This is a genomic window from Lichenihabitans psoromatis, from assembly GCF_004323635.1.
Lineage (GTDB): Bacteria > Pseudomonadota > Alphaproteobacteria > Rhizobiales > Beijerinckiaceae > Lichenihabitans > Lichenihabitans psoromatis.
On record NZ_CP036515.1, the window covers coordinates 2,974,957 to 2,996,740 of the forward strand.

At 65.6% G+C, this 21,784-nt stretch carries 23 protein-coding genes and 1 other RNA gene; 5 read left to right on the top strand and 19 right to left on the bottom strand.

Annotated elements, in window-relative coordinates; genetic code table 11:
• Window positions 1-2 precede the first annotated feature (2 nt).
• The 8 genes from EY713_RS13770 to EY713_RS13805 form a co-directional block, all read right to left on the bottom strand.
• Window positions 3-1,430 (bottom strand): UDP-N-acetylmuramoylalanyl-D-glutamyl-2,6-diaminopimelate--D-alanyl-D-alanine ligase, encoded by a 1,428-nt coding sequence (locus EY713_RS13770; RefSeq protein ID WP_131115719.1) that lies wholly within the window; start codon window positions 1,428-1,430, stop codon window positions 3-5.
• On the bottom strand, window positions 1,427-2,821 hold the full coding sequence (locus EY713_RS13775; RefSeq protein ID WP_245573013.1) for a UDP-N-acetylmuramoyl-L-alanyl-D-glutamate--2,6-diaminopimelate ligase: 1,395 nt from the start codon (window positions 2,819-2,821) through the stop codon (window positions 1,427-1,429). Before EY713_RS13775 ends, EY713_RS13770 begins: the two co-directional genes overlap by 4 nt.
• 50 nt (window positions 2,822-2,871) lie before the next feature.
• Window positions 2,872-4,650 carry a peptidoglycan D,D-transpeptidase FtsI family protein gene (locus EY713_RS13780; protein WP_131115723.1) on the bottom strand — a complete coding sequence of 593 codons (1,779 nt, stop codon included), beginning with the start codon at window positions 4,648-4,650 and terminating at the stop codon, window positions 2,872-2,874.
• A 3-nt stretch (window positions 4,651-4,653) separates the two neighbouring features.
• Entirely contained in the window at window positions 4,654-5,046 is a 393-nt protein-coding gene (ftsL, locus tag EY713_RS13785) for a cell division protein FtsL (RefSeq protein WP_131115725.1), read from the bottom strand.
• Window positions 5,047-5,048: 2 nt separating this feature from the next.
• The gene (gene rsmH / locus EY713_RS13790) at window positions 5,049-6,092 is read right to left on the bottom strand and encodes a 16S rRNA (cytosine(1402)-N(4))-methyltransferase RsmH (RefSeq protein ID WP_131115727.1); all 1,044 of its coding nucleotides are present in this window, start codon (window positions 6,090-6,092) and stop codon (window positions 5,049-5,051) included.
• The gene (gene mraZ / locus EY713_RS13795; RefSeq protein WP_131115729.1) at window positions 6,089-6,583 is read right to left on the bottom strand and encodes a division/cell wall cluster transcriptional repressor MraZ; all 495 of its coding nucleotides are present in this window, start codon (window positions 6,581-6,583) and stop codon (window positions 6,089-6,091) included. Before mraZ ends, rsmH begins: the two co-directional genes overlap by 4 nt.
• Window positions 6,584-6,946: 363 nt before the next feature.
• Window positions 6,947-7,340, bottom strand: an RNA gene (rnpB, locus tag EY713_RS13800) — RNase P RNA component class A.
• 47 nt (window positions 7,341-7,387) lie between these two features.
• Window positions 7,388-7,873, bottom strand: coding sequence for a lytic transglycosylase domain-containing protein (locus EY713_RS13805; RefSeq protein ID WP_165491135.1), 486 nt, complete (start codon window positions 7,871-7,873; stop codon window positions 7,388-7,390).
• 386 nt (window positions 7,874-8,259) lie between these two features.
• Between EY713_RS13805 and EY713_RS13810 the strand changes: the two genes are divergently transcribed.
• Together EY713_RS13810 and EY713_RS13815 are read left to right on the top strand one after the other, a co-directional pair.
• Complete coding sequence (locus tag EY713_RS13810) at window positions 8,260-8,592, top strand: glycine zipper domain-containing protein (protein ID WP_131115733.1); 333 nt, start codon at window positions 8,260-8,262, stop codon at window positions 8,590-8,592.
• 16 nt (window positions 8,593-8,608) lie between these two features.
• Complete coding sequence (locus EY713_RS13815; RefSeq protein ID WP_165491136.1) at window positions 8,609-9,388, top strand: N-acetylmuramoyl-L-alanine amidase; 780 nt, start codon at window positions 8,609-8,611, stop codon at window positions 9,386-9,388.
• On the opposite strand, the gene EY713_RS13820 is transcribed toward EY713_RS13815, so the two are convergent.
• The 3 genes from EY713_RS13820 to purD are packed head-to-tail and all read right to left on the bottom strand — an operon-like array spanning window position 9,385 to window position 12,490.
• Window positions 9,385-10,263, bottom strand: coding sequence for a patatin-like phospholipase family protein (locus EY713_RS13820; RefSeq protein ID WP_131115734.1), 879 nt, complete (start codon window positions 10,261-10,263; stop codon window positions 9,385-9,387). The two genes, EY713_RS13815 and EY713_RS13820, sit on opposite strands and share 4 nt — an antisense overlap.
• Window positions 10,260-11,162, bottom strand: coding sequence for an alpha/beta fold hydrolase (locus EY713_RS13825; RefSeq protein ID WP_131115736.1), 903 nt, complete (start codon window positions 11,160-11,162; stop codon window positions 10,260-10,262). The genes EY713_RS13820 and EY713_RS13825 overlap by 4 nt, the downstream gene beginning before the upstream one ends.
• Before the next feature lie 44 nt (window positions 11,163-11,206).
• On the bottom strand, window positions 11,207-12,490 hold the full coding sequence (purD, locus tag EY713_RS13830; RefSeq protein WP_131115738.1) for a phosphoribosylamine--glycine ligase: 1,284 nt from the start codon (window positions 12,488-12,490) through the stop codon (window positions 11,207-11,209).
• 155 nt (window positions 12,491-12,645) lie between these two features.
• Here purD and EY713_RS13835 point away from each other — a divergent pair, with 155 nt between their 5' ends.
• The 3 genes from EY713_RS13835 (at window position 12,646) to EY713_RS13845 (ending at window position 14,997) form a co-directional block, all read left to right on the top strand.
• Complete coding sequence (locus tag EY713_RS13835) at window positions 12,646-12,858, top strand: hypothetical protein (RefSeq protein ID WP_131115740.1); 213 nt, start codon at window positions 12,646-12,648, stop codon at window positions 12,856-12,858.
• A gap of 119 nt (window positions 12,859-12,977) precedes the next feature.
• Window positions 12,978-14,654: an exodeoxyribonuclease VII large subunit gene (gene xseA, locus EY713_RS13840; protein ID WP_131119724.1), complete on the top strand. Its 1,677-nt coding sequence runs from the start codon at window positions 12,978-12,980 to the stop codon at window positions 14,652-14,654.
• A 115-nt stretch (window positions 14,655-14,769) separates the two neighbouring features.
• Window positions 14,770-14,997 carry a DUF2093 domain-containing protein gene (locus tag EY713_RS13845; RefSeq protein ID WP_131115742.1) on the top strand — a complete coding sequence of 76 codons (228 nt, stop codon included), beginning with the start codon at window positions 14,770-14,772 and terminating at the stop codon, window positions 14,995-14,997.
• On the opposite strand, the gene lpxK is transcribed toward EY713_RS13845, so the two are convergent.
• The 8 genes from lpxK to EY713_RS13885 all read right to left on the bottom strand — a co-directional run bounded on the left by lpxK (window position 14,994) and on the right by EY713_RS13885 (window position 21,688).
• A complete protein-coding gene (gene lpxK, locus EY713_RS13850; RefSeq protein WP_131115744.1) occupies window positions 14,994-15,983 on the bottom strand; it encodes a tetraacyldisaccharide 4'-kinase in 990 nt (329 codons plus the stop codon). The genes EY713_RS13845 and lpxK overlap by 4 nt on opposite strands.
• Window positions 15,983-17,278, bottom strand: coding sequence for a 3-deoxy-D-manno-octulosonic acid transferase (locus EY713_RS13855; protein WP_131115746.1), 1,296 nt, complete (start codon window positions 17,276-17,278; stop codon window positions 15,983-15,985). The genes lpxK and EY713_RS13855 overlap by 1 nt, the downstream gene beginning before the upstream one ends.
• Window positions 17,275-18,009, bottom strand: coding sequence for a lysophospholipid acyltransferase family protein (locus EY713_RS13860; RefSeq protein ID WP_131115748.1), 735 nt, complete (start codon window positions 18,007-18,009; stop codon window positions 17,275-17,277). The genes EY713_RS13855 and EY713_RS13860 overlap by 4 nt, the downstream gene beginning before the upstream one ends.
• Window positions 18,010-18,033: 24 nt before the next feature.
• A complete protein-coding gene (locus tag EY713_RS13865) occupies window positions 18,034-18,279 on the bottom strand; it encodes a DUF4170 domain-containing protein (RefSeq protein ID WP_131115750.1) in 246 nt (81 codons plus the stop codon).
• Window positions 18,280-18,463: 184 nt separating this feature from the next.
• A complete protein-coding gene (locus tag EY713_RS13870; protein WP_131115752.1) occupies window positions 18,464-19,273 on the bottom strand; it encodes an inositol monophosphatase family protein in 810 nt (269 codons plus the stop codon).
• 95 nt (window positions 19,274-19,368) lie between these two features.
• Window positions 19,369-20,268 (bottom strand): metallophosphoesterase, encoded by a 900-nt coding sequence (locus tag EY713_RS13875; protein WP_131115754.1) that lies wholly within the window; start codon window positions 20,266-20,268, stop codon window positions 19,369-19,371.
• A gap of 84 nt (window positions 20,269-20,352) precedes the next feature.
• Window positions 20,353-20,553, bottom strand: a complete 201-nt coding sequence (locus EY713_RS13880; protein ID WP_131115756.1) for a hypothetical protein — start codon at window positions 20,551-20,553, stop codon at window positions 20,353-20,355.
• Window positions 20,554-20,716: 163 nt separating this feature from the next.
• Window positions 20,717-21,688: an extensin-like domain-containing protein gene (locus EY713_RS13885; RefSeq protein WP_131115758.1), complete on the bottom strand. Its 972-nt coding sequence runs from the start codon at window positions 21,686-21,688 to the stop codon at window positions 20,717-20,719.
• Between the last annotated feature and the right edge of the window lie 96 nt (window positions 21,689-21,784).

Consider the following 21,784-nt stretch of genomic DNA (forward strand, 5'->3'; position numbering starts at 1 on the left):
CCTCAAACCTCGCCGGAGCGGGGTGCGAATTGGCTTTTCAGCGCGGCGACGAGCGGCCCCATTTTGCTGCCGTTGGAGCCTTTCACCATGACCACGTCGCCCGCCCGGAGGGCAGCCGCCAAGGGCGCCTGGATAGCCGTCGATTGCTCGGCCCACAACCCTCGGGTGGCGGATGGCACAGCATCATAAAGCGGGCGCGTGAGGGGGCCGGCCGCGAACAGAAGATCGACCGACTGTGCCTGCACCTCGCCGGCGAGCGCTTCGTGCAAGGCCGGCGCATCCGGCCCAAGTTCGCGCATGTCGCCCAGAACCGCGATGCGGCGCCCGCCGTCGCCGACCGGCGTTGAGCCGAGGAGCGCGAGTGCGGCCCGCATCGAGGCCGGGTTGGCATTATAGCTTTCGTCGATGAGCGTGATGGGGCCCGCCTCGGTCTGCAGGATCGTGCGTTCGCCACGTCCCGGCCCGGCCGAATAGGCCGCAAGCGCCAAGCTGGCGAAGAAGGGATCGATGCCGACCTCGGCCGCTGCGAGCAGAACCGCCAGCGCGTTCATGGCGAGGTGACGCCCCGGCGCGCCGAGTCGGAAGTGGACCGGCCTGCCGTGGATGGTCGCCTGAACGCTCGATCCATTGAGCTCCGGCGTCAGCGAATCGAGGCGTGCATCCGCCTCCGGATGCTCGCCGAAGGTCAGCACGCGAGCCGCCGGCGAGGCTTCGGCGCGGGTCAGCAAACGATAAAACGTGTCGATGTCCCGATTGATGATCGCGGTGCCGCCCGGCTGAAGGCCGGAAAAGATCTCGGCTTTGGCGTCGGCGATCTCGGAGACCGAGCGGAAAAACTCGAGATGGACGGGCGCCACCGTCGTGATGATGGCGACATGCGGCTTGACCATCGCGGTCAGCGGTTCGATCTCGCCCGCATGGTTCATGCCGATCTCGAACACGCCAAATTGCGTCGCTCGCGGCATGCGCGCCAGCGTCAGGGGCACGCCCCAATGGTTGTTGTAGGATGCTGCCGAGGCGTGGGTCTCACCGGCGCCGCTGAGCACGAGGCGCAGCGCTTCCTTGGTGCCGGTCTTGCCGACCGAGCCGGTCACCGCGACGATTTTGGCGTCGGTTCTGGCGCGGGCCGCGCGGCCGAGGCTCTGCATGGCTTTCAGCGTGTCGGTCACGATATAAAGTGAGCCGCGCCCACGCTCCATATCGTAGTGGCTCTCATCGACCACGGCGGCTGCAGCACCTTTTTCAAAGGCTGTCGCGACATGGTTGTGCCCATCGCTGGCGTCGCCCTTGATGGCGACGAAGAGATCACCGGGCTCGATCGTGCGAGTGTCGATCGAAACGCCCGAAATACCGGTCGGGATGGGGCCGGCGACGCGTGCGTCGAGCGGCGTGACGAGGCCGAAGCCGGACCAGAGCTTATCGCGCGTCATCGTTGAGCCTCCGCGATGGCGGCCAGAACGGTTTCGTGGTCCGAAAAGGGCAGCACGGTTCCGCCGACGATCTGGCCGGTCTCGTGTCCTTTGCCGGCCACCACCAACACGTCACCGTCGCAGAGGTCCGCAACGGCCATGCGGATCGCCGCGCCACGATCGGCAATTTCGATCGCGTCCGGCGCGGCTGCCAGGATGGCGTGCCGGATGGCGGCCGGATCTTCCGAGCGGGGATTGTCGTCCGTCACGATGACGCGATCGGCACGCCGCACCGCGATGGCGCCCATCAAGGGACGCTTGGCCGCGTCACGATCGCCGCCGCAGCCGAACACGACCGTCAAGCGGCCGCGCGCATAGGGACGCAGCGTCTCGAGTATTTTGTCGAGCGCGTCCGGCTTATGGGCATAGTCGACGAAGATCGGCGCGCCCTTGTGGCTGCCGACCCGTTCGAGACGGCCCGGCGCGCCCTCGAGCCGTTCGAGGCTTCCGAAAACCGCCTCGGGCTCGCTGCCCGTGGCAAGGCAGAGGCCCGCCGCCAGCAGGGCGTTGGCGACCTGAAACGCGCCGGCGAGCGGCAGCCGAACAGCGAAGGTGTGACCGGCATGTTCGACGCTCAACCGTGTGTCGAATCCCTCGGGTTCGGCCGAGATCAAGCGAAGGTCATGGCCAGCGCGGCCCGTGGTCCACACCCGCAAGCCGCGTGCCTGCGCCGCCGCGATAACGGTTGGCGCGACATCACTGTCCGCGTCGATAACGGCGGCGCCACCGGCCGGCAGCAGCGTGTCGAACAAGCGGAGCTTGGCCCGGAGATAATCGGCGAGGTCGGCGTGATAATCGAGGTGATCGTGCGACAGGTTGGTAAAGCCGCCCGCCGCGAGCCGCAGCCCGTCCAGCCGATGCTGGTCGAGCCCGTGCGAGGAGGCTTCGACCGCGAGATGGGTGACGCCCTCGCGGCCGAGTTTGTCGAGCGTCGCATGGAGCGTGATCGGATCGGGTGTGGTCAGCGAGCCATAGACCGCGCCGCTCGGAGCCACGACCCCGATGGTGCCGAGAGAGGCTGCCTGCTGGCCGAGGATCGTCCACATCTGGCGTAGAAAGGCGGTGACGGAGGTTTTGCCGCTGGTGCCCGTGACGGCCACGATGGTGCCGGGCTGGCCGGGCGTGAAGGCGGCCGCAGCCGTAGCGAGCGCGACGCGGATGTCGGGAACCTCGATGAGCGGCACGGCGGACGTGACCGGCGCCGCGCCGGTTTCCATCACGATGGCGACGGCCCCGCGCTGGATCGCTTGCGGAATGAAAGCCGATCCATCCTGCCGGGTTCCAGGAACGGCGAAGAACAACGTGCCCGGCACGACGGCGCGGCTGTCCGACGCCAAAGCCGCGATGTCCATCGCCGCAGAGTCGGGCCGACCGGCCGTTCCGGGCAAGAGCGCGTCGAGCCTCACGGCTGCATCACGTCTGCGAGGCCGATGCCGAGCTTCGCCACATAAGGGAAGGGCTGCTGCGGCAGCACGAAGTTCGGCGGCATGTCGAGAATGGGCGCGACGCGAGCCATGATCTTCCCGCAGACTTCGCCCGAGTTCCAGGCGGCCGTGTGGAAGCCATAGGTCCCCGGCACAGCCTGCGGATCGTCCATCAGGACGAGGAAAAGGTATTTGGGCTTATCGGCCGGCATGATCGACATGAACGTGGTGAACACCTTGTCCTTGGCGTAACGGCCATGGATGATCTTATCGGCCGTCCCGGTCTTACCGCCGGCGAAGTAGCCCGGGATGTTGATCTTCTTGGCCGAACCCACGGCAGCATTGAGGCGCATCAGGTAGCGTAGCTCTTCCGACACTTCGGGCCGCACCACGCGCGGATATTGCGTCCGGACGTCGTCCGAATCGCGGCGCAGGAAGGTCGGCTTGATGAGGTAGCCACCGTTGACGAGGCCCGCCACCGCCATCATGGCCTGCAACGGGGCCACGTTGAGACCCTGGCCGAAGGCGGCCGTGATGGTGTTGAGCTCGCTCCAGGGCTTCGGGATCAGCGGCATGGCATTTTCGGGCAATTCGGTCCGCAGCCGGTCGAATTGGCCCATCTTTTTCAGAAACGCCTGATGGCCCTCGATCCCGACCAGCATGGCCATGCGGGCTGTGCCCACGTTGGATGAGTATTTGAAGACTTCCGGTACGGTCAGAAACCGTCCTTCGTTGTGGAAGTCGTGGATGGTGAAGCGCCCGTAACGCAGGCTGTCACGCGCATCGAGCTTCGAGTTCAGCGTGACCTTGTTGGCCTCGAGCGCCATCGCGATCGAGATCGCCTTGAAGGTCGACCCCATCTCGTAAACGCCGACCGTGAGATGGTTGATGTGATTTGGATCGAGGTTGAGCGCTTCGGCTGGATTATTGGGGTCGTAGTCGGGCAGGGACGCGAAAGCGATCATCTCGCCGGTGTTGACGTTCATGATCGCGGCTGCGCCGGATTTCGCCTTGAAATGCTCGATGCCCTTGGCGAGTTCGTCGCGCATCGCATGGGTGGCGTTGAGGTCGATCGACAGCGTGATGGGCTTGAGGTCGTCGGACGATAGTTTGAAGCCGGCGCCGTGCAGGTCGGCCAAACCTTGTCCGTCGATATATTTCTCGATACCGGCGATGCCCTGATTGTCGAGGTTGGCGAAGCCGAGAACATGCGCCGCGATCGGCCCATTCGGGTAGACGCGACGATTCTCCGGCAGGAAGCCGATGCCGGGCAGGCCGAGGTGATAAACCTCCGCCTGCTGGCTCGGCGTGATGCCGCGTTTCACCCAAACGAACCCTTTGCGCGAGCCAAGCCGGTCCCGCAGGTCGTGCGCGTCGACATCCGGCAGCACGGCCGTCAGCAGTTCGACGGCCTCGTCCTTGTCGATGATGCGGCGCGGTTCGGCGAAGACCGACATGGTCTTGATGTCGGTCGCCATCACGGCGCCGTTGCGGTCGAGAATGTCAGGCCGGGCGCCTGAGACGGCCTCTGCGGCCGCACCCTTCAGGCTTTGCGAATTGTCTGGCTTGAAGCCAAGCAGCACCAGCTTGCCCGAAATCAGGCCGAACACCATGATGAAGCCGATCGCGACGAGGCGTAGGCGCGAGCTGCTTTTGTCGAGCCGCGTTCGCATGACGTCGGCGAGAAACTGCGCCATGCGGCTCTTCGGTGCCCCGGCGGGATCCGGTTCGATGAAGTCGACGTTCGATTCAGCCATGACTTATCTCGCCGAGGAGGGAGTCGCGACGCTGCCGCCTGCGCGGCGATCCTGCGGCGTGTTGGTCGGCTCGGCCAAGCCGAGCGAGTCGAGCTTTCGGCCGATCGTGTCGACCTTTGGCGGCCGGTCGGGGAGTTCGGACAGTTGCACGATCTGGTCAAGCGACAGCATCCGAAGGTTCGTGTGCTGTTCGGCCAAGGCCTGCAGTCGCTCCGGACGGGTCAGCAGCGCCCATTCGGCGTGCAATCGGGCGATTGCATCTTGCTGGTCGGCGATCTGGTGCTTGGCCTTGATGATTTGTTCGGCGAACAGGATCGTCTCGTATTTGATCGAATAGGCGTAGCCCGCAGACGCCACCAGGATCGTGACCGCGAGAATGTTGACGAAGCGCCACATGGCTACCGCCTGTTCTGAACGGTGGGGAGCCGGGCAAGATCGAGCCAGCGCGGATCGAGGGCTCCGACCGGCGCGTCGGTGCGGGTGCCGACCCTGAGCTTGGCCGAGCGGGAGCGTGGGTTCGTGGCGACCTCTTCGGGCGAGGGGCCGATATGCTGGCGTCCCTCGAGCGTGAACGTCGGCACCACGGCTTCGGGCTCGCCCGGCAGATGACGCGACCGGGTCTCGCCGCCGCCACGCCCGGAACGGGCCGCGAAGAAGCGCTTGACGATGCGGTCCTCGAGCGAATGGAAGGTGACGACCGCGAGACGACCGCCTGGCGCGAGAACCTGCTCGGCCGCCGTCAATCCACGCACCAGTTCACCTAATTCGTCGTTAACCGCGATGCGGAGGGCCTGAAACGTGCGTGTGGCGGGGTGGATATCGCGCGGGCCAAGCGGCGCGACGCGCGCGATCATGTCGGCGAGAGGCTTCGTGCGGGTGAAGGGCATGATGGCGCGATCATGCACGATGGCGCGGGCGATGCGGCGCGAGGCGCGCTCTTCGCCGAAGTAAAAGAGGATGTTGGCGAGGCTTTCTTCATCGGCCGTGTTGACGATGTCGGCGGCGCTGTCGCCACGCTTCTCCATCCGCATGTCGAGCGGGCCGTCGAAGCGGAACGAGAAGCCGCGCTGTTCCTCGTCGATCTGCATCGACGAGACGCCGATGTCGAGCACGACGCCATCGAGCGGCCCGAGGCCAAGCTCGCCGACGACGGTGTCGAGATTGCCGAACCGCGCCTCACGCAAGGTGAGCCGGCCGTTCGCGGCTTTGACGAGCGCGGCGCCGCCCGCGATCGCGCTTGGATCGCGATCGATCGCGATGACGCGCGTGCCGGCATGATCGAGAATGGCGCTGGTGTAGCCGCCGGCCCCGAAGGTTCCGTCGAGATAGAGGCCGCCATCGCGGAGCGCGAGGCTACCGAGAGCCTCTCCGCGGAGCACAGGAAGATGTCGAACCGATCCGCCTGCGGCGAGGACAGGTCCATCGCCGCGACCCGACATCATTCCCGTGCTCCTGGAGGCGACGACGATGGACCATCCATCGTCGCGGGTCGAGAACCGTATTGCTGCCGCAACGCGCGGGTCTGCTGTCTGGCCTCCAGCAGGCGCGTACGGAAACTGTTCGGCTCCCAAATTTGAAACTTCTGGCCGGCGCCCACGAAGGTCACTTCGGTCGTGATGCCGGCATGCTCCTTGAGCGCCTCGGTGAGGCTGATGCGCCCTTCGGCATCGATCTTCAGGATGTCGCTTTCGCCCAGCAGCGTCATGGCGATCGCATCGCGGTCCGCCGAAAAGGGCGAGAGCGGTTCGATCATGGCGTCGATCTGATTCAGCAAAGCCTGCCCCCCGCAGTCGAGCGTCGGAAGGTCGAGCGAAGGGTGGACATATAATCCCTCGAACCCGTCTCGAGCCACCACTGCCCTGAACGATGCGGGAATCGATACGCGACCCTTTGCGTCCAGCTTGTTGGTGAAATTCGAGACAAAACGATCCACCGTCCCCCCAGAGCCCACCCCATTCCAAACGTCGCGACAAACCAGTCGGAAGGCTTTGCTCCACCGGCGGGTGGAACGCTGCATCCGAACCGGAAAACCCTACGCTGGACGGGATGATTTGGGATATCATGGGACCATATGGGCGTCAATAAAACGGCAGCGACGTCCGACGCGACGCAGCAGCCTCCCGGTCATTAGAAAGCGTTAAGGTTAAGAGAGTGTTGCGCGCGGCAACGGCCCCGAAAATGCCATCATCGGGCTCGGCGGCGGGCAAATTATTTTTCGCGAAAACCGGGGTTTCGCGGCCGGGGGAGCGAAGCCGCCGCGCCGGTGCCGCAGCGAAGGCGATATCCCCGGGGCGCGAATGCCAGTCGGCCTATAAGCCGGGTTCTGTAGGGCGGGCTGCCGAAGCTTCCCGCGTGACGACCATTCCTCTGGTGCGACCGTTGCCGGCCGCCTCAAGCAACCAACCCGGACGACGTCCCGGAGACGGGTGGGATCATTGCTGATCCCATGTCGTCCCTATTCGGTTTTGCTCCCGGTGGGGCTTGCCATGCCATCGACGTTACCGCCGATGCGGTGCGCTCTTACCGCACCCTTTCACCCTTACCCGGATCCGAAGCGAACCTCGTACCGGGCGGTCTTCTCTCTGTGGCGCTTTCCCTAGGGTCACCCCCGCCGGACGTTATCCGGCACCGTTTCTCCGTGGAGCCCGGACTTTCCTCCGCCCGAAGGCGACGGCCGTCCAGCCGACTGGCAGGTCGGGCTCTAGGCGCTCACGCTCGGAAAGGCAAATCGAACGGATCAGGCGCGGGCCATGATCGACCGCGCCTTGCTGCAGTAGGAGCGCTGCGCTGCGTTGAAGCGGTGAACGCGATGGCCGCTTTGGTAATAGGCGAGCGTGCGGCACACGTCGCCGCCGGACGCGCGATAGGCCTCGGCCAGCACCTTCATGCCGTAGCGAAGGTTGGTATCGGCCGAGAGAAGGCCGTTGGCGCTCCCCCCGAAGCCATGGCGGCGCGCCGTGTCGGTCTTGATCTGCATCAATCCCATGGCGCCGTGGTTGCGCGCGCGGGGGTTGCCGCGGCTCTCGATGCGGATCACGGCTCGCGCGAGCCCGACCGGAATACCATTATCATGCGCATGTTGCGCCACCAGAGCCTCGAGGGTCGGGGCAGGGTCTTCATGGGCCTGGTTTGCCTGCGATGTAGCGGCTTCTTCGGCTGAAGCGACATTCCCGAAAACGATCGCGGCGAGAAGGCCGACCATGATGCTTTGATGCAATTTCAACCAATATTCCCTTCTGGGCCATTCATACTGGCCTTTCTCCTTTCGGCGCATCTTGTCGGAAAAATGTCATCTTTCAGGCAGCCGACCTGATTCGAGAAATCGATCTGCTGTATGGTCGCTTGCTGATCAGTCGTCGCTAAAATACAACAGTGATGATCGGAAGGACCAAGCGTCGATCCGACCCGCTTCTGCGGTAATATTGGGCTTGACCCAGCACGCAAGATTGTGCAGTGGCGCGACGATGCTTGTGATTGGCCGTTTTCCTGTCTTTTTACAGTGGTGTCGCCTTTTCGCCCTCTGCTGTTTGCTGTAGGCATGCAGAAGGGGTGAATCGGACCGATTGACGCAAAATGTTGCTGCGATGGTCGAACCAGGAGGAGCGAAGCTTGAAAAGGACTGTTCTATTGGCTGGCGCGCTAGCGTCGGCCTTGGCCATGTCGGGATGTGCGACCCCGCAGGGCCAGAATGCTGCCGGCGGCGCTGTGCTTGGCGGTGCGACCGGCGCGTTGATCGGTGGCTTGGCGTCGGGTCGTCCCGGTGGCGCGCTTGCGGGCGCAGCCATCGGCGCTGGCACAGGCGCGATCCTCGGCGCGGCCGCGACGCCGCCGCCACCGCGTCCGGGCTATTATTACGCCGCTCCCCCGCCGCCGCCCGCCTGCGCGCGTCGTGGCTTCGATGAATATGGCAACCCGGTTTGCCTGCGCTACTACGGCTACTGAGATCGACGGAGGCGTCATGTCGTCCGATGCGACGCCTCCGGGTCCCACCGTGTCACAGCCTGGCACACGTCTTCCCCTCACCATCATGGCATCGCCGAACCACGGCGAGCGGCTAGGTGCCGTCCCGACTATCCTCGTTCTGCACTACACGGGCATGCCGGACGGTACGTCGGCGCTCGCTTGGCTGTGCAACCCAGTCTCCCAAGTGTCTTGCCATTATGTAGTCGAGCAGGATGGCGGCATCCTGCAACTCGTGGCGGAAGATCGGCGCGCCTGGCACGCGGGTCGCTCCGCTTGGCGCGGGCTGACCGACCTCAACTCCGCATCGATCGGGATTGAAATCGTCAATGCCGGCCATGATGGCGGCTTGCCGGACTATCCCGCCGCTCAGATCGCCGCCGTCACCGATCTCTGCCGCGATATCGTGGCGCGATACGCGATCCGGCCGGACAATGTGCTGGCGCATTCGGATATCGCGCCAGGGCGCAAGCAGGATCCGGGCGAGCGCTTTCCCTGGTCGACCTTGGCCGAAGCGGGCGTCGGCCTCTGGGTGCCGCCTCGCCCCGCCCGGTCGGGTCCATGTCTGCGGATCGGCGATGCGGGCGCACCTGTCGAGACAATCCAACGCAAGCTCGCGGCCTTTGGATATGGGCTGCCGATCACCGGCTCATTCGATACGGCGACCGAAGCGGTCGTGCGGTCGCTTCAGCTGCATTTCCGCCCCGAGCGGGTCGATGGCGTCGCCGATCCGGCCACGCTCGACACGCTGGACGATCTCCTGGCTATGCTGGCTTAGAGAACCGTCTCGAGCAGAGCAGCGAGATCGCGCTTGATGGCGTCCTTGCAGGGATCGGCGGCCTCGAGAATACGCGCCGCATAGAAGAAATCCAGCAACCGGAACCGTTCGACCGGCGGATGAACGACAAGATGCGGCGGCCGTTCGCGCAGCATTCGCGCCGTCAGCCCTGCCTGCATGATCTGGGTCGCGCCGAGCATGGCCTCGAAGGGCTGCGGCGCGATGCCTTGTCCATCGGCCCGACCCGGCGACACATCGCAGGCCAGCACCACCGAGGCATGATCGAACAGCATCTCGTATGGCAAGGGATTGACGACGCCGCCATCCACCAGCACCCGCCCGTCGCGCTCAACCGGTTTGACCATGCCGGGGATCGCCATCGAGCCCGCGACGGCACTGCGGAGATCGCCCGATTGCAGCACCAATTGCGCGCGGGCGTTGAAATCGGTCGTCACCACCAGAAGCGGCAGCAGCAGGTCCTCGAAATTGGCCGGAATGTCGTCGGGCCAGAACGACGGCAGTAGCAGTTCCGCGTCCAGCAGCACCGGGTTGACCAAGCCGCGCTTCAGGATATCGGTGAAGCGTCCGACGCGGGCCTCCAACATGCGTCCGAGCAGCAGCCGTCGATTGCGGAGAACGCGCAGCGAAAAGGCACGAATGTCGCGCGCCGTCATGCCCGCCGCATAGGCGGCCGCCACCACCGCGCCCATCGAGGCGCCGGCGAGCACGAGTGGACGCACCCCAAGGTCGTCCAGGGCTTCGAGTACGACGATATGGGCGAGGCCGCGAGCGCCGCCGCCGCCGAGCGCCACCGCGACACCGCAGGGCGGACGGACGAAAGCCGGCGCGACCGATCGTGTTTCGTCGTTTCTCATGCGGAGTAGAAGCGCATCAGGGCTTGACCGGTCGCTGCGGCATTCTCCTCGGCGAGGAAATGCCCGGATTCGATCGTCTCACCCGTGGCCTGCGGCGCAAATCCGCGCCGCCAGACATCCAACGGGGCGTCTTTACCGGGTCCCTGCAGGTAATCCGAACTCGCCAGAATATGAACGGGGCACGAGATCGTCTTACCGGCTGCCGCATCGGCCTCGTCGGCGGCGCGATCGAGCGTCGCACCGGCCCGGTAGTCCTCGCACATGGCATGGATGCGCGTCGGTTCCGTCCAGGTCGCGCGGTAATGGTCGAGCGCGCGCGGGTCGAAGGCCGCAAGCGATTTGGCCTTCGACCACTTGACCAGCAGGCCGCCGAACGCGGCAACCGGGTCCTTGCCGAAGGCTTGCTCGGGCCGCGGTTCGGGTTCCGCAAGCGTGGTCCAATGGGGAGCGTCGCCGCTGCCGGCCTCGATCTGGCGCCACACCTCCATGGTCGGCTCGATATCGAGCAGCGCGAGCTTGCTCAGCCGGCCGGGGTGATCGAGCGCCAGCCGGTAGCCGACCCGTGCGCCGCGATCGTGTCCCGCAAGAGCGAATTGGGCATGGCCAAGATCGTCCATCACGGCGATGACATCGTCGGCCATCACGCGTTTCGCATAGCCTTCGCCATTTTGGCTGCGCGGCACAGACGACCATCCATAGCCGCGAAGGTCCATCGCCACGACGGTGAAATGCTTGGCCAGATCCGGCGCGATCGCGTGCCACATCGCCATGGTTTCGGGAAAACCGTGCAGCAGCATGAGCGGGGGGCCGGAGCCGCCGACCCGCGCGAAGATGCGTCCCGCATCGGTCGCGACGGTGCGTGAGGCGAAACCGGGGAAGAGGTCGGCGAGATCAGGCATCAGCGTCTCCTTTCAGGCGGCAATGCCGTCGCGCGGTGGGCGTTTCAATCGAGAAGCGTAACCGGCCGAACGGCGCGCCAGCCGATGTCGCGCCGGCAGAACCCTCCGGGCCAGTCGATCGCATCGACGGCCGCATAGGCCCGCGCCTGCGCTTCGGTTGCGTCGCGACCGAGGGCCGTCACGGTCAACACGCGACCGCCATCGGCCAGAAGCGCGTCCCCCTCCTGTCGCGTGCCAGCGTGGAATACCGTCACGCCTGGGCAGGCTTCTGCAGCCGTCAGATCACCGATGCGCGTGCCTTTGATCGGGTGAGCCGGATAGCCGTTGGCGGCCAGCACCACCGTGAGCGCTGTCGCCTCGTCGAACACGGGAGGCGTGTCGGGCAGATGGCCGCGCGCGGATGCCAGCATGAGGGGCAGGAGATCGGTGTGCAGCCGGGGGAGGATGACTTGCGTCTCGGGATCGCCCAGCCGAACGTTATATTCGATCAACTGCGGCGCGCCGTTCTCCACCATCAGGCCCGCGAACAGGACACCGCGAAATGGCGTCCCGCGCTCGCTCATGCCGCGCAGCGTCGGCAGGATGATCTCGCCCATGATGCGCGCTTCGAGTGCTGCATCGACCAGCCGCGCCGGCGAGATGGCGCCCATGCCACCCGTATTCGGACCGGTGTCGCCATCGCCGACGCGTTTATGATCCTGGGCCGAGCCGAAGCCGAGCGCCCGCGTTCCGTCGCAGATCGCAAAGAACGAGACTTCCTCGCCCGACAGAAAGGCTTCCACCACGACAGACGCACCCGCGCTGCCGAACGAGCCGCCGAACATGTCGTCGATTGCGGCCTCGGCATCGGCCCGGGTTTCGGCGATGATGACGCCCTTGCCGGCCGCCAGCCCATCCGCCTTGATGACGACCGGCAGCGGATGATCGCTGAGATACGCTCGCGCCGCGTCGGCGTCGTCGAAGCGAGCATAGGCGGCGGTCGGGATCGCGACCTCGCGGCAGAGGTCCTTGGTGAAGCCTTTCGATCCTTCCAGCGCGGCGGCGGCTTGGGAGGGGCCGAAGGCCAAAATCCCGACGTCGGAGAGTCGGTCCACCACACCGGCGACGAGCGGCGCTTCGGGGCCGACCACGACAAGATCGACGGTTTCGCGTTGCGCCAGCGCTACGATCGCGGCCGAATCCGTAAGATCCACGGGCAGGTTGAGGCCCAACACCGCCGTGCCTGGATTACCGGGAGCGATCAACAGGCGCGTGAGCAGCGGGCTACGCGCCAGCGACAGCGCCAGAGCATGTTCGCGACCGCCCGAGCCGAGCAGCAGGACCTTCAACGAAACGGCCTCTCGGCGATAACCATCATGACGAACGTCCGGCGACCAGCAGTGTTGCGATGCGATAGGACCTACATCGAACGCCAAAGAACCGCCATCACGTCGTGATGTTTCCCACACCGCGATCAGCGTCCCCGGCAGGAGTATCACCAGCAATGACCATCATGGCAGCAGTCTGTGGCATCATGATCGTCTTACTCGGGCTGTGGAGCACCGGCCGCTCGCCGACCGAGGTTCAATTGGCGGTGGAAATCACCTGTCTGGTCGGCGGACTCATCCTCTGCTTCCTCTCCGTCGTTCTGGCCCGTCTGGCGGCGCTTACAAAACGCATGGAGCTGTTCGGTGAGGCGATCCAACCGGGAGAATAGCCCCGAGCCGCAAAGCCCTGGAAGACAGCGCCGCGCGGTCGCGATAAAACAAGGCGATGCTGAAGCCGAAATCCTCCCGTCGCCCCTCCGGAGCTCTTGCGGCCGCACCCGGCCTGCCGATGGTCGATGACGACGGCGTGGTGCGCGCCACCGCAAACCCGAACGACCAGGAGATGACGGTGAGCGCGCTCGCGGGCGCGCTGAAGCGAACCGTGGAAGATCGTTTCGGTTACGTGCGGGTGCGCGGTGAAATCTCGAACTACCGCGGCCCGCATTCCTCCGGCCATGCCTATTTTTCGCTGAAGGACGATACGGCCCGCATCGATGCGGTGATCTGGAAGACGTCGTTCGCCCGGATGAAGATCAAGCCCGAGGAAGGGCTTGAGGTCATCGCTTCGGGCAAGATCACGACCTTCCCCGGCAAATCCGCCTACCAGATCATCATCGAGAGCTTGGAGCCGGCCGGCGTCGGCGCCCTGATGGCGGCCGTGGAAGAGCGACGTCGGCGTTTCGCGGCCGAGGGCCTTTTCGATGCCGCCCGTAAGCGACCCATTCCGTTCCTGCCGGGCGTAATCGGCGTCATTACCTCACCGACCGGGGCGGTCATCCGCGACATCCTGCATCGCATCGCCGGCCGGTTTCCCCGTCATGTCGTGGTTTGGCCGGTCCGCGTTCAAGGCGACACCAGCGCCGCCGAGGTCGCGCGGGCGGTTGCGGGCTTCAACGATCTGAAGGTCGCCGGCATCCCGGCCCCGCATGTTATCATCGTGGCACGGGGCGGGGGATCGCTGGAGGATCTCTGGAGCTTCAACGACGAGGCGATCGTCCGCGCGGTCGCGGCCAGCGCGATCCCGATCATCTCGGCGGTCGGTCACGAAACCGATTGGACCTTGATCGACCATGTGGCCGACCTGCGTGCGCCGACACCCACGGGGGCGGCCGAACTCGCCGTTCCGGTGCTGCTCGACTTGATGGGCGCGATCGACCGGCTAGAAGGGCGGCAGACCGCCGCTATGTTGCGACTGCTCGAGGATCGGCGTCTCTCGCTGCACGGGCTGTCCCGCCTGCTGCCATCGGGGGGTGATCTTCTGGCCGGCCCCCGGCAGCGGCTCGATCTTGCGGCATCGCGGCTACCAGGTGGCCTCCGGGCCGGGACAGATCGCCGCCGCATTCTGCTGGTTCGCATCGGTGGCCGGCTGGCCGCGCAAGCGCCTCGGGCCCGGGTGGCGCGCGTGGCGCAGCACCTTGATGCGTTGGCGCATCGCATGATGCGAGCCGAGGCCGGCTTGCTCGGGGATCGCCAGCGTCGATTGAAAACGGCCGGCGACCGTCTCGCGGCCGCTTTTGCGGCACGGCTCCGGCTCGCCCGTGAAGTGGCTAGCGCCCGGCAGACTCGTGTCTCGGGTCTCGACGCGCGCATGCGTCTTGCCATGGCGGCTGCCTCCCAGCGCCGCACCGCGAGGCTCGCTTCGGTCAGCCAATTGCTGACCGGGCTGGGCTACCGCAGTGTGCTGGCCCGCGGGTTCGTGCTGGTGCGCGATGCAGCGGGGCAGACCATGCGCTCAGCCTCGGCTCTCGCCCCGACCGAGCTCATCCTGCTCGAATTCGCCGATGGGCAAGCTCGCGCTCAGGTGATCGACACGGACGCCGTTGAGGCGACCGCAGATCCCGCAGTCCCGTTGTCACGTGCGCCGAGGCCGAAGGCGGGACCAAAATTGTCTGCGACATCGGTCACCAAAGCCACGACCAAGTTGCCCCGGACGCCGCCGTCGACCAAACAGGGTTCGCTCTTCTAATCGTCCGACGACGGCACGGGCCTGTTGGCTCGCGGCCGAGCACGGCTTATATCTCGCGAAGACCCATACCTTATTCGACCGGCCCTCGGGCTCGGCTTCTCTGGATGCTGACAAGATGAATCGTTTCGAGCGCCGTCCCGCCGCCGCCGTCGAGGCCGAAGTGCAGTATCTCGATGGTGATTTCCGCGTCGTCAGGCCCGGCTCTTTCGTGCGCTGCGCCGTCACGCAGGAGCCGATCCCGCTCGAGGAATTGCGCTATTGGAACGTCGCCTTGCAGGAAGCTTACGCGAGTCCCGATGCCAAGTTGGTCCGCTTGGGCCTGCGAGACAAAATCGCCGACTAACCTCGGCTGAACGCCTCCGCAAGCCGGGCCTGGATCGCGACCGTATCGTCAAAGGCGAGCCGTACCGGTAGTGTCAAGGTTTCGAAGCGCGGCGGAAGCCGCACCCGATCTTTTTCGGTAGTGATCAGCGTCGCGTCGATCTGTTCCGCAGCCTGCGTGAGCCGCGCGAGATCGTCGCGACCATAGACGTGATGATCGGGAAAACTCAGTCGATCGGCCACTGTGAGCCCTAAGGCATCGAGGGTCGCAAAGAACTTTTCGGGCCGTCCGATCCCCGCGAAGGCCAGCAAGCGGCGGTGACGGACCATCGCGACGGTCTCCATATCCGGATCGAGCCGTCCAGTCGTGACGGGTATTCCGGCGCGCTCGGCTTCGCCCGCGACGGCTTCGCCCGGCTGACCGCCGCCGATCACGCAGAGCATCGACACGAACCGCCATTGACGCATGATCGGCGCCCGCAAGGGACCAGCTGGGAGGCATAATCCGTTGCCGATGCCCGACCCGCCGTCCACCACCGCGATCGAGACATCTTTGAGGAGCGCCGGATTTTGAAGACCGTCGTCCAGCACCAGCACATCCGCTCCGGCCTCGATGGCGAGACGGGCCGCAGTCAATCGGTCGGCCGCAACGATCGTCGGTGCGACGCGCGCCAGCAGCAGGGGTTCGTCGCCGCAGTCCTCAGCCGCATGATGATCGGGGTCGACCACGAAGGGGTCGCGCTTAGGGTTCCGTCGGCCATAGCCGCGCGACAGAAAGGCGGGGCGATGGCCCATGTCGATCAGTAATCGCGCGATCGCGATGGCGGTCGGCGTCTTGCCGGCGCCGCCGGCCACCAGATTGCCGATGCAGATCACCGGGACCGGCGCGCGCCAGCCCGGGCGTGCCATGCGGTGTGCCGTGAGCCCGCCATAGATCGCGCCCACTGGCCGCAGTAACGTGGCCGCGACCGAGGCGGTCGGCTGCCACCAGAAGGTCGGCGCCCGCATCAGAGTCCCTGGCGCGCAAACACGCGTTTAGCGAAAGGCTCGATTGCCCGCATGGTTCGATCGGTCGCGCCGCAATGGCGCTCGACCGCATCGGCGGCGGCGCGCGCCATGCGGCGCAACTTCACCCCGTCCGACAGCAGGGCCGTCAACGTATCGGCCAAAGCTTTGCCGTCGGCCATCGTGGCGGCTCCCTCTGCCGCATCGAGTGTGCGGTAGACCTCGGCGAAATTCGCCACCAGCGGTCCATGCAGGATCGCGCTGCCGAGCTTGGCCGGCTCGATCGGATTTTGTCCTCCGCCGCCCGCGAGCGATTTGCCGACGAAAACGACGCCGGTCAATCGGTAGAACAGACCGAGTTCGCCCATCGTGTCGGCGACGTAGACATTTGTCTGGTGATCCAGTGTCTGGCTCCGTGAGCGCAGCGCGGCGCGAAGGCCAAGGTTCGCGGCCGCCTCGGCGATCGCGCCGCCACGCTCGGTCTGACGTGGCACCACGATCGTCAGCACATCCGGGAAACGGCGAAGCAGACGCCGATGGACATCGAGCATGATGGCTTCCTCGTCCACATGGGTCGAGGCGGCGAGCCACACCGGTCGCGATCCGATGAGACCGGCGAGATCGCTGACGCGATCGCGGTCGGCCGGGGGCGGCGGCACGTCGAATTTAAGGTTGCCGCCCACCGTCACGGTCGGGGCGCCGAGCGCCTTGAAACGATCAGCATCCTCTTTGGTTTGTGCAACGCAGAGTGTCGTGCGATCGAGCACCGCTCTGATGAAGCGGGGAAATCGCTGCCAGCGCGCGAATGATCGGGCCGAAAGGCGCGCGTTGACGAGAAGGAGCGGCACATCTCGTTTGGAAAGCTCGACGATGAGATTGGGCCAGAGTTCGGATTCGGCCAGCATCGCGAGATCCGGCCGCCAGTGATCGAGAAAGCGGCTGACGAAGCGCGGAATGTCGAGCGGCAGGAATTGGTGGATGGCACCGGGTGGAAGCCGCTGCCCGAGGATGGCGGCGGACGAGACGGTTCCGGTCGTGATCAGAACAGCGAAGCCCCGCGTCGTGAGCCGTTCGATCAGGGGCAGGAGCGCCAGCCCTTCTCCGACACTTGCGCCGTGAAGCCAGGCAATGGGACCCTCGGGACGGGCCTCTCCGGCCAACCCCATGCGCTCGCCGAGGCGGCTCAGGGTTTCCTTGCCGCGACGCTCCCGCCGTCGCAGAAACGAGCCGGCCGCCGGTCCGAGCAAGCGGCTGCCGCCACGGTAGAGCAAAAGAAGAAGACTACGACGCTCCTTCACTGGGCGGTGCCGGCGCGCCGCATATCCGCGAGAGCCTGCCCCGGGTCGCGACCGCCGACCAGGGCATAGGCGCGCGTATGAACCGCGTCCAACCCGTCCTCGACGGCTCGACGCGCGCGTTCGAGCGCGTCCGCATCCGCGTCTCGGTCGACCCGAATGGGGTCGCCGAGCACCATAGCGCCGTTGCCGAAGGGCTTGCCGAGGCTTGCCCGATCCCATGATTTGAAATCGTAGCGTCGGCTCGTCACTACGGCGATCGGGTAGATCGGCCGTCCGGAGAGACGGGCGAGCGCGACGATACCGAGCCCGGCTTGACGTGCCACTTTCGGCACGTCGGCGGTCATCACGATGGTCTGTCCCTCGCGCAACGCGCGCGTCATGCTCAACAACGCCGCGCCGCCGCCGCGCCGACGGGATTTAGAGGCTTCGCCGCCCGACCCACGGATCGCCCGCACGCCGAAGCGGCGCAGGATGACGGCATTGATCTCCCCGTCGCGGTGGCGCGAAATCAGCGCCGACACCCGCGCGCCCTTTGGCCAAGCATAATGAATCATTAAATGCTGGCCATGCCACATCGCAGCGATCACCGGCAGATCCGGGCCGATCGCGTCGAGAAAGTCCGGTGGATCTTGCACGAAGCGATTCGTCGCCTTCACAAGCCGCAGATAGACGCTCGCCAGAAAGCCGGCGGTTTCCTGAACCGGTCGCGTCCGTCCGAGCTTCTTCAGCATGAACCAGCATCGCCTGACGGATTGTCAGCCACGCGATTGAGCCGTTGCCGGGTCGAGAAAGCGATGCAGGTGAACGATGAAGTAGCGCACCATCGCATTATCGACGCTGGATTGAGCGCGCGACCGCCATGCCACCTGGGCGCTCGCGAAATTCGGGAAGATGCCGACGATGTCGATTTTGGTCGGGTCACGAAATTCTGTGCCGTCGAGGCTCGTCAATTCGCCTCCGAAGACAAGGTGCAGAAGCTGCGGGGAGTTGGACGTGGACATGGGAGTCTCCGTATGTCGGACCCACGATCGCGCGATCGTCGATCCGAGCTGCTCCGGTTACCGGCGCGGGGCCGGCCCGGTTGGGCTTTTCTTGATTCAGCCGGTGAAGTTCAGCCATAGCGCTCCGCGCCTGAGACGGCAAAGGCTTTGCGTGCATCACGCGATGCCGATGCTGAGGCCGCCGTCAGTCTTCCGGCCGCTGCAGCAGGCGGATCAGCGCCTGCTGCAAGGGGGGTGCGGCACAGATCAGCATGGAATGGCGCGGCGAGCGCCGATTATAAGCAGGATCCTGGCCGTGCCGGTCAGTCAACTGCGCGCCCGCTTCGATGAGGATGAGATCAGCAGCCGCAATATCCCAATCATGGGCGTTGGCGCCAGCGATGCAGCCATCGAGAAATCCCGCCGCCACATGCGCGAACCGACAAGCCAACGAGGGAATTTTCGGCGAAACGCGAAAGGCGAGTGGCTGCGGCAGATGATTCGCAAGATCGCCCGGAACAGCGATACAGGCGCCATCGAGGCTCAGTCGGCTCGAGGGATGGATTGCAACGCCGTTGCAGGCTGCGCCGCGTCCGAGGATCGCCGTGAAGCTCTGGTCGAGGATTGGCGCGTGCACGATGCCGACCGTGGGTCGGCTCTTCGTCACGAGAGCGATCGACACGGCCCAGCGCGCATCGCCGGCCGCGAAACCCCGCGTACCGTCGATCGGATCAACGATCAGAACATGGTCGTGTTCGAGGCGCTCGGCCGAATCGACCGTTTCCTCCGACATCCAGGCGGCTCCGGGCATCGCCTCGGTCAAACGCTCACGCAGATAGGCATCGACGGCGAAATCGGCTTCGGTCACGGGGGACCCGCCGTCTTTATAGTCGATCCGCGCGGAGGTCCGCGCACCTGGGCGGAAGTAGCGACACGCGATCTCGGATGCCCCGATGGCTGCATCGCGGAACAGCGTCAGAGTGCCGTCGAGATCGCTCGTGGAGACGTGAGCCAAGGGGAGCCGGTACGAAAGAGAAGAAGGCGACCGCCGATGCCGGCTCTACCGAACCCTCACCCGCAAGGCAAGGCCCGGTCGACCGGCCTCGTCGATCAGCTCGATACGAGGGGCGCGCCGAGATCGATTTGGAGGATTTCCGGGGGAACGCGAAACCGGATCGGCGCCCCTGACTCCCCAAGGCCGCCCGAGATGATCATGTGCCGTCCGCCCTCGACGATGTGGCCATAGACGTAACGTCGAGATGGTGCGAATGGCGTCCCGATCAACGGAACATTGATCTGGCCCCCATGCGTGTGGCCGCAAAGCGTCAGGGACACCCGATTGGGCACGCGCGGGAATAGAAAGGGCTCGTGCATCAAAAGCAGAATGGGATCGTCGTCTCCGATCGACCGGAGGGTACCGCCGAGATCGTCTGCGCCGCGGCTATCATACCGGCCGATCATATGGGCCATTTGGTCGGCGAGACCCGCCAGCCAGAAGGATTGCCCCTCGTGACGAAGCGAGACCGCGCTGTTTTCGAGCAGGTTGATGTCGACCTGACGCAGGGCGCGGCGCACCTCTTCGGCACCGCCCGGCATACCCGGAACGGGGCCGTGCCACCAATCATGATTGCCGAGGATCGCATGGACGCCAAGCGGGGCGCGCAGCACCGAAAGCGCATCGCCCCATTGTGCCGGAAACACAGGTCCGCTCACCAAGCGATGGCCGGCGTTGAAGTCGCCCAGAAGCACGATCAGATCGGGCGACAGGGCATTGACCGACATCGCAATGCCATGGATCCGCTCGGCCGACATCCAAGGCTCGCAAGCATGGATATCGGCGATGACACCAATGCGCAGACGCAGATTTTGAGGCCAACCCGGCGGGGTCAGGGCATAGGAGGTGACGCGCGGGCTGAGCATCGGCTCGACCGCCACAGCGTAACTCGCCAGTCCGAACGGAGCGAGCCCAAGGGTTCCGGCTCCGATCAGCAGTTGCCGTCGATTGATCATCGCGGTGATATAGATCGAAACCAGGGCTTTGTCGCGACCGCCGCGCCGTTACATCGCGTGTGACGTCGTAACGCGGGCTGGGGTTCAGGCGGCGCGATGGTCTTCCCGCAGGATCGAGGCGCGAGGCCGCTGGGTCGAGCGATGCTGGCCGGGCTCAGTCTGCGTGGTGAAGCGGAGAGCCGCCGCCACGGCCGAGATGCCGATCTCACGATACAGGCGGGTTTGCAGGTCGCGTGCATCTTCGCCCTTCGGGCCTTGGGCTGGATTTTGCTGGGACTCGTTCATGATGTTTTGCCTCAACGCGCTGACACCAGCAGGACCGTCCGGACTGGTGAATGTTGAGTCAAACTTGAAGCGGCATTTCTAATAAAAGCTGAAGGACCCTTGCGATCCGACGTTCCAGGACGGGGCATCGCGCGCATGGGACTGTTGATTTCGGCCGGAATCGTCAATGGGTGACGGTCATGTCCGGCAGATCCCAGTGACAGATGCGATAATCGTGGCGGCGGCTGGCGAGGTCCACATGCATATGGCTTTCGTGATAGCCGTCCGACCCGGGGCCCAGCACCGTCCGGAAGCGGAGGCAGGCTGTTCGCTTGACGTCCGCCAGCACCGGGGTGCCGCTCTGCTTCACCCCGATCATGCTGCCATCCGCAACCTTGAACCCGCCGACATCCATCGCGTCTCCGCGTCCGTGCTCGCTCAGCTTGGCCCCCGCGACATGGTTTCGACCCCGGCACGCGTAACCCGACGTGCTCGATAAAGCGCGCAGAGGTTTCCCCGCTTTTTCGAAGGTCGGCACGAGATCGTCCCGCACCCAATCGGCCACCACGGCTCCGAGCGCGCAATTGATGGCGACAGGCGGCTCGAAGGCGACGCGGACACCTGGCGACACGAGGACGGCCGAGAGTTCGATCGGCGCCGCCATGCCGCATCCCCCCGGGCCGGACACGGGCTCGCTGGCGCGGGCCACGACCTTGCCGCTCGAAAAGAGGGCCGCGCAGACCAGTTCCTCGGCCGCGATGTCGACCTTTGCCGGCTCCTCCGGCGCTGCGGCATCGCCGCTCGGTCGGGCGGCGCCGGTCGCCTGTGGCGGAACCGGCGCAAGGCTCGGCATCCCAGGTAAGGACGGGCCAAGCGAGGCCGCAGCCGGGGTTTTCGACGCGGGCACCTCTGGGCCGCTAGGCCGCTGAGGCGGAAGCGGAGGCTGCGCTTCAGGCTGAGGGACCGGCGGGCGCGATTGCGGCTCAGCGCGCGTGGGCCGGACCGGAGGCAGCGGAACATCGGCGGATGCAGGTTCGATGCGGGCCCCCAACGAGAGGATCACGAGCGCCAAACCAGTGACCATCAAGGCCCTTTCGGCACCGTCCTCACGGCGCGCGCGGGCCGGAACATCGCGTCTCGAGGGTGGTCTACTCATCGCGTGCGGTTTCGCTTTCGTGCCGAAGCGGATCGACGACCACGGCTGATCGGGGTTAGACCCTCGGGTGAGGGCCTATGTCGGGAATCGTCTCGG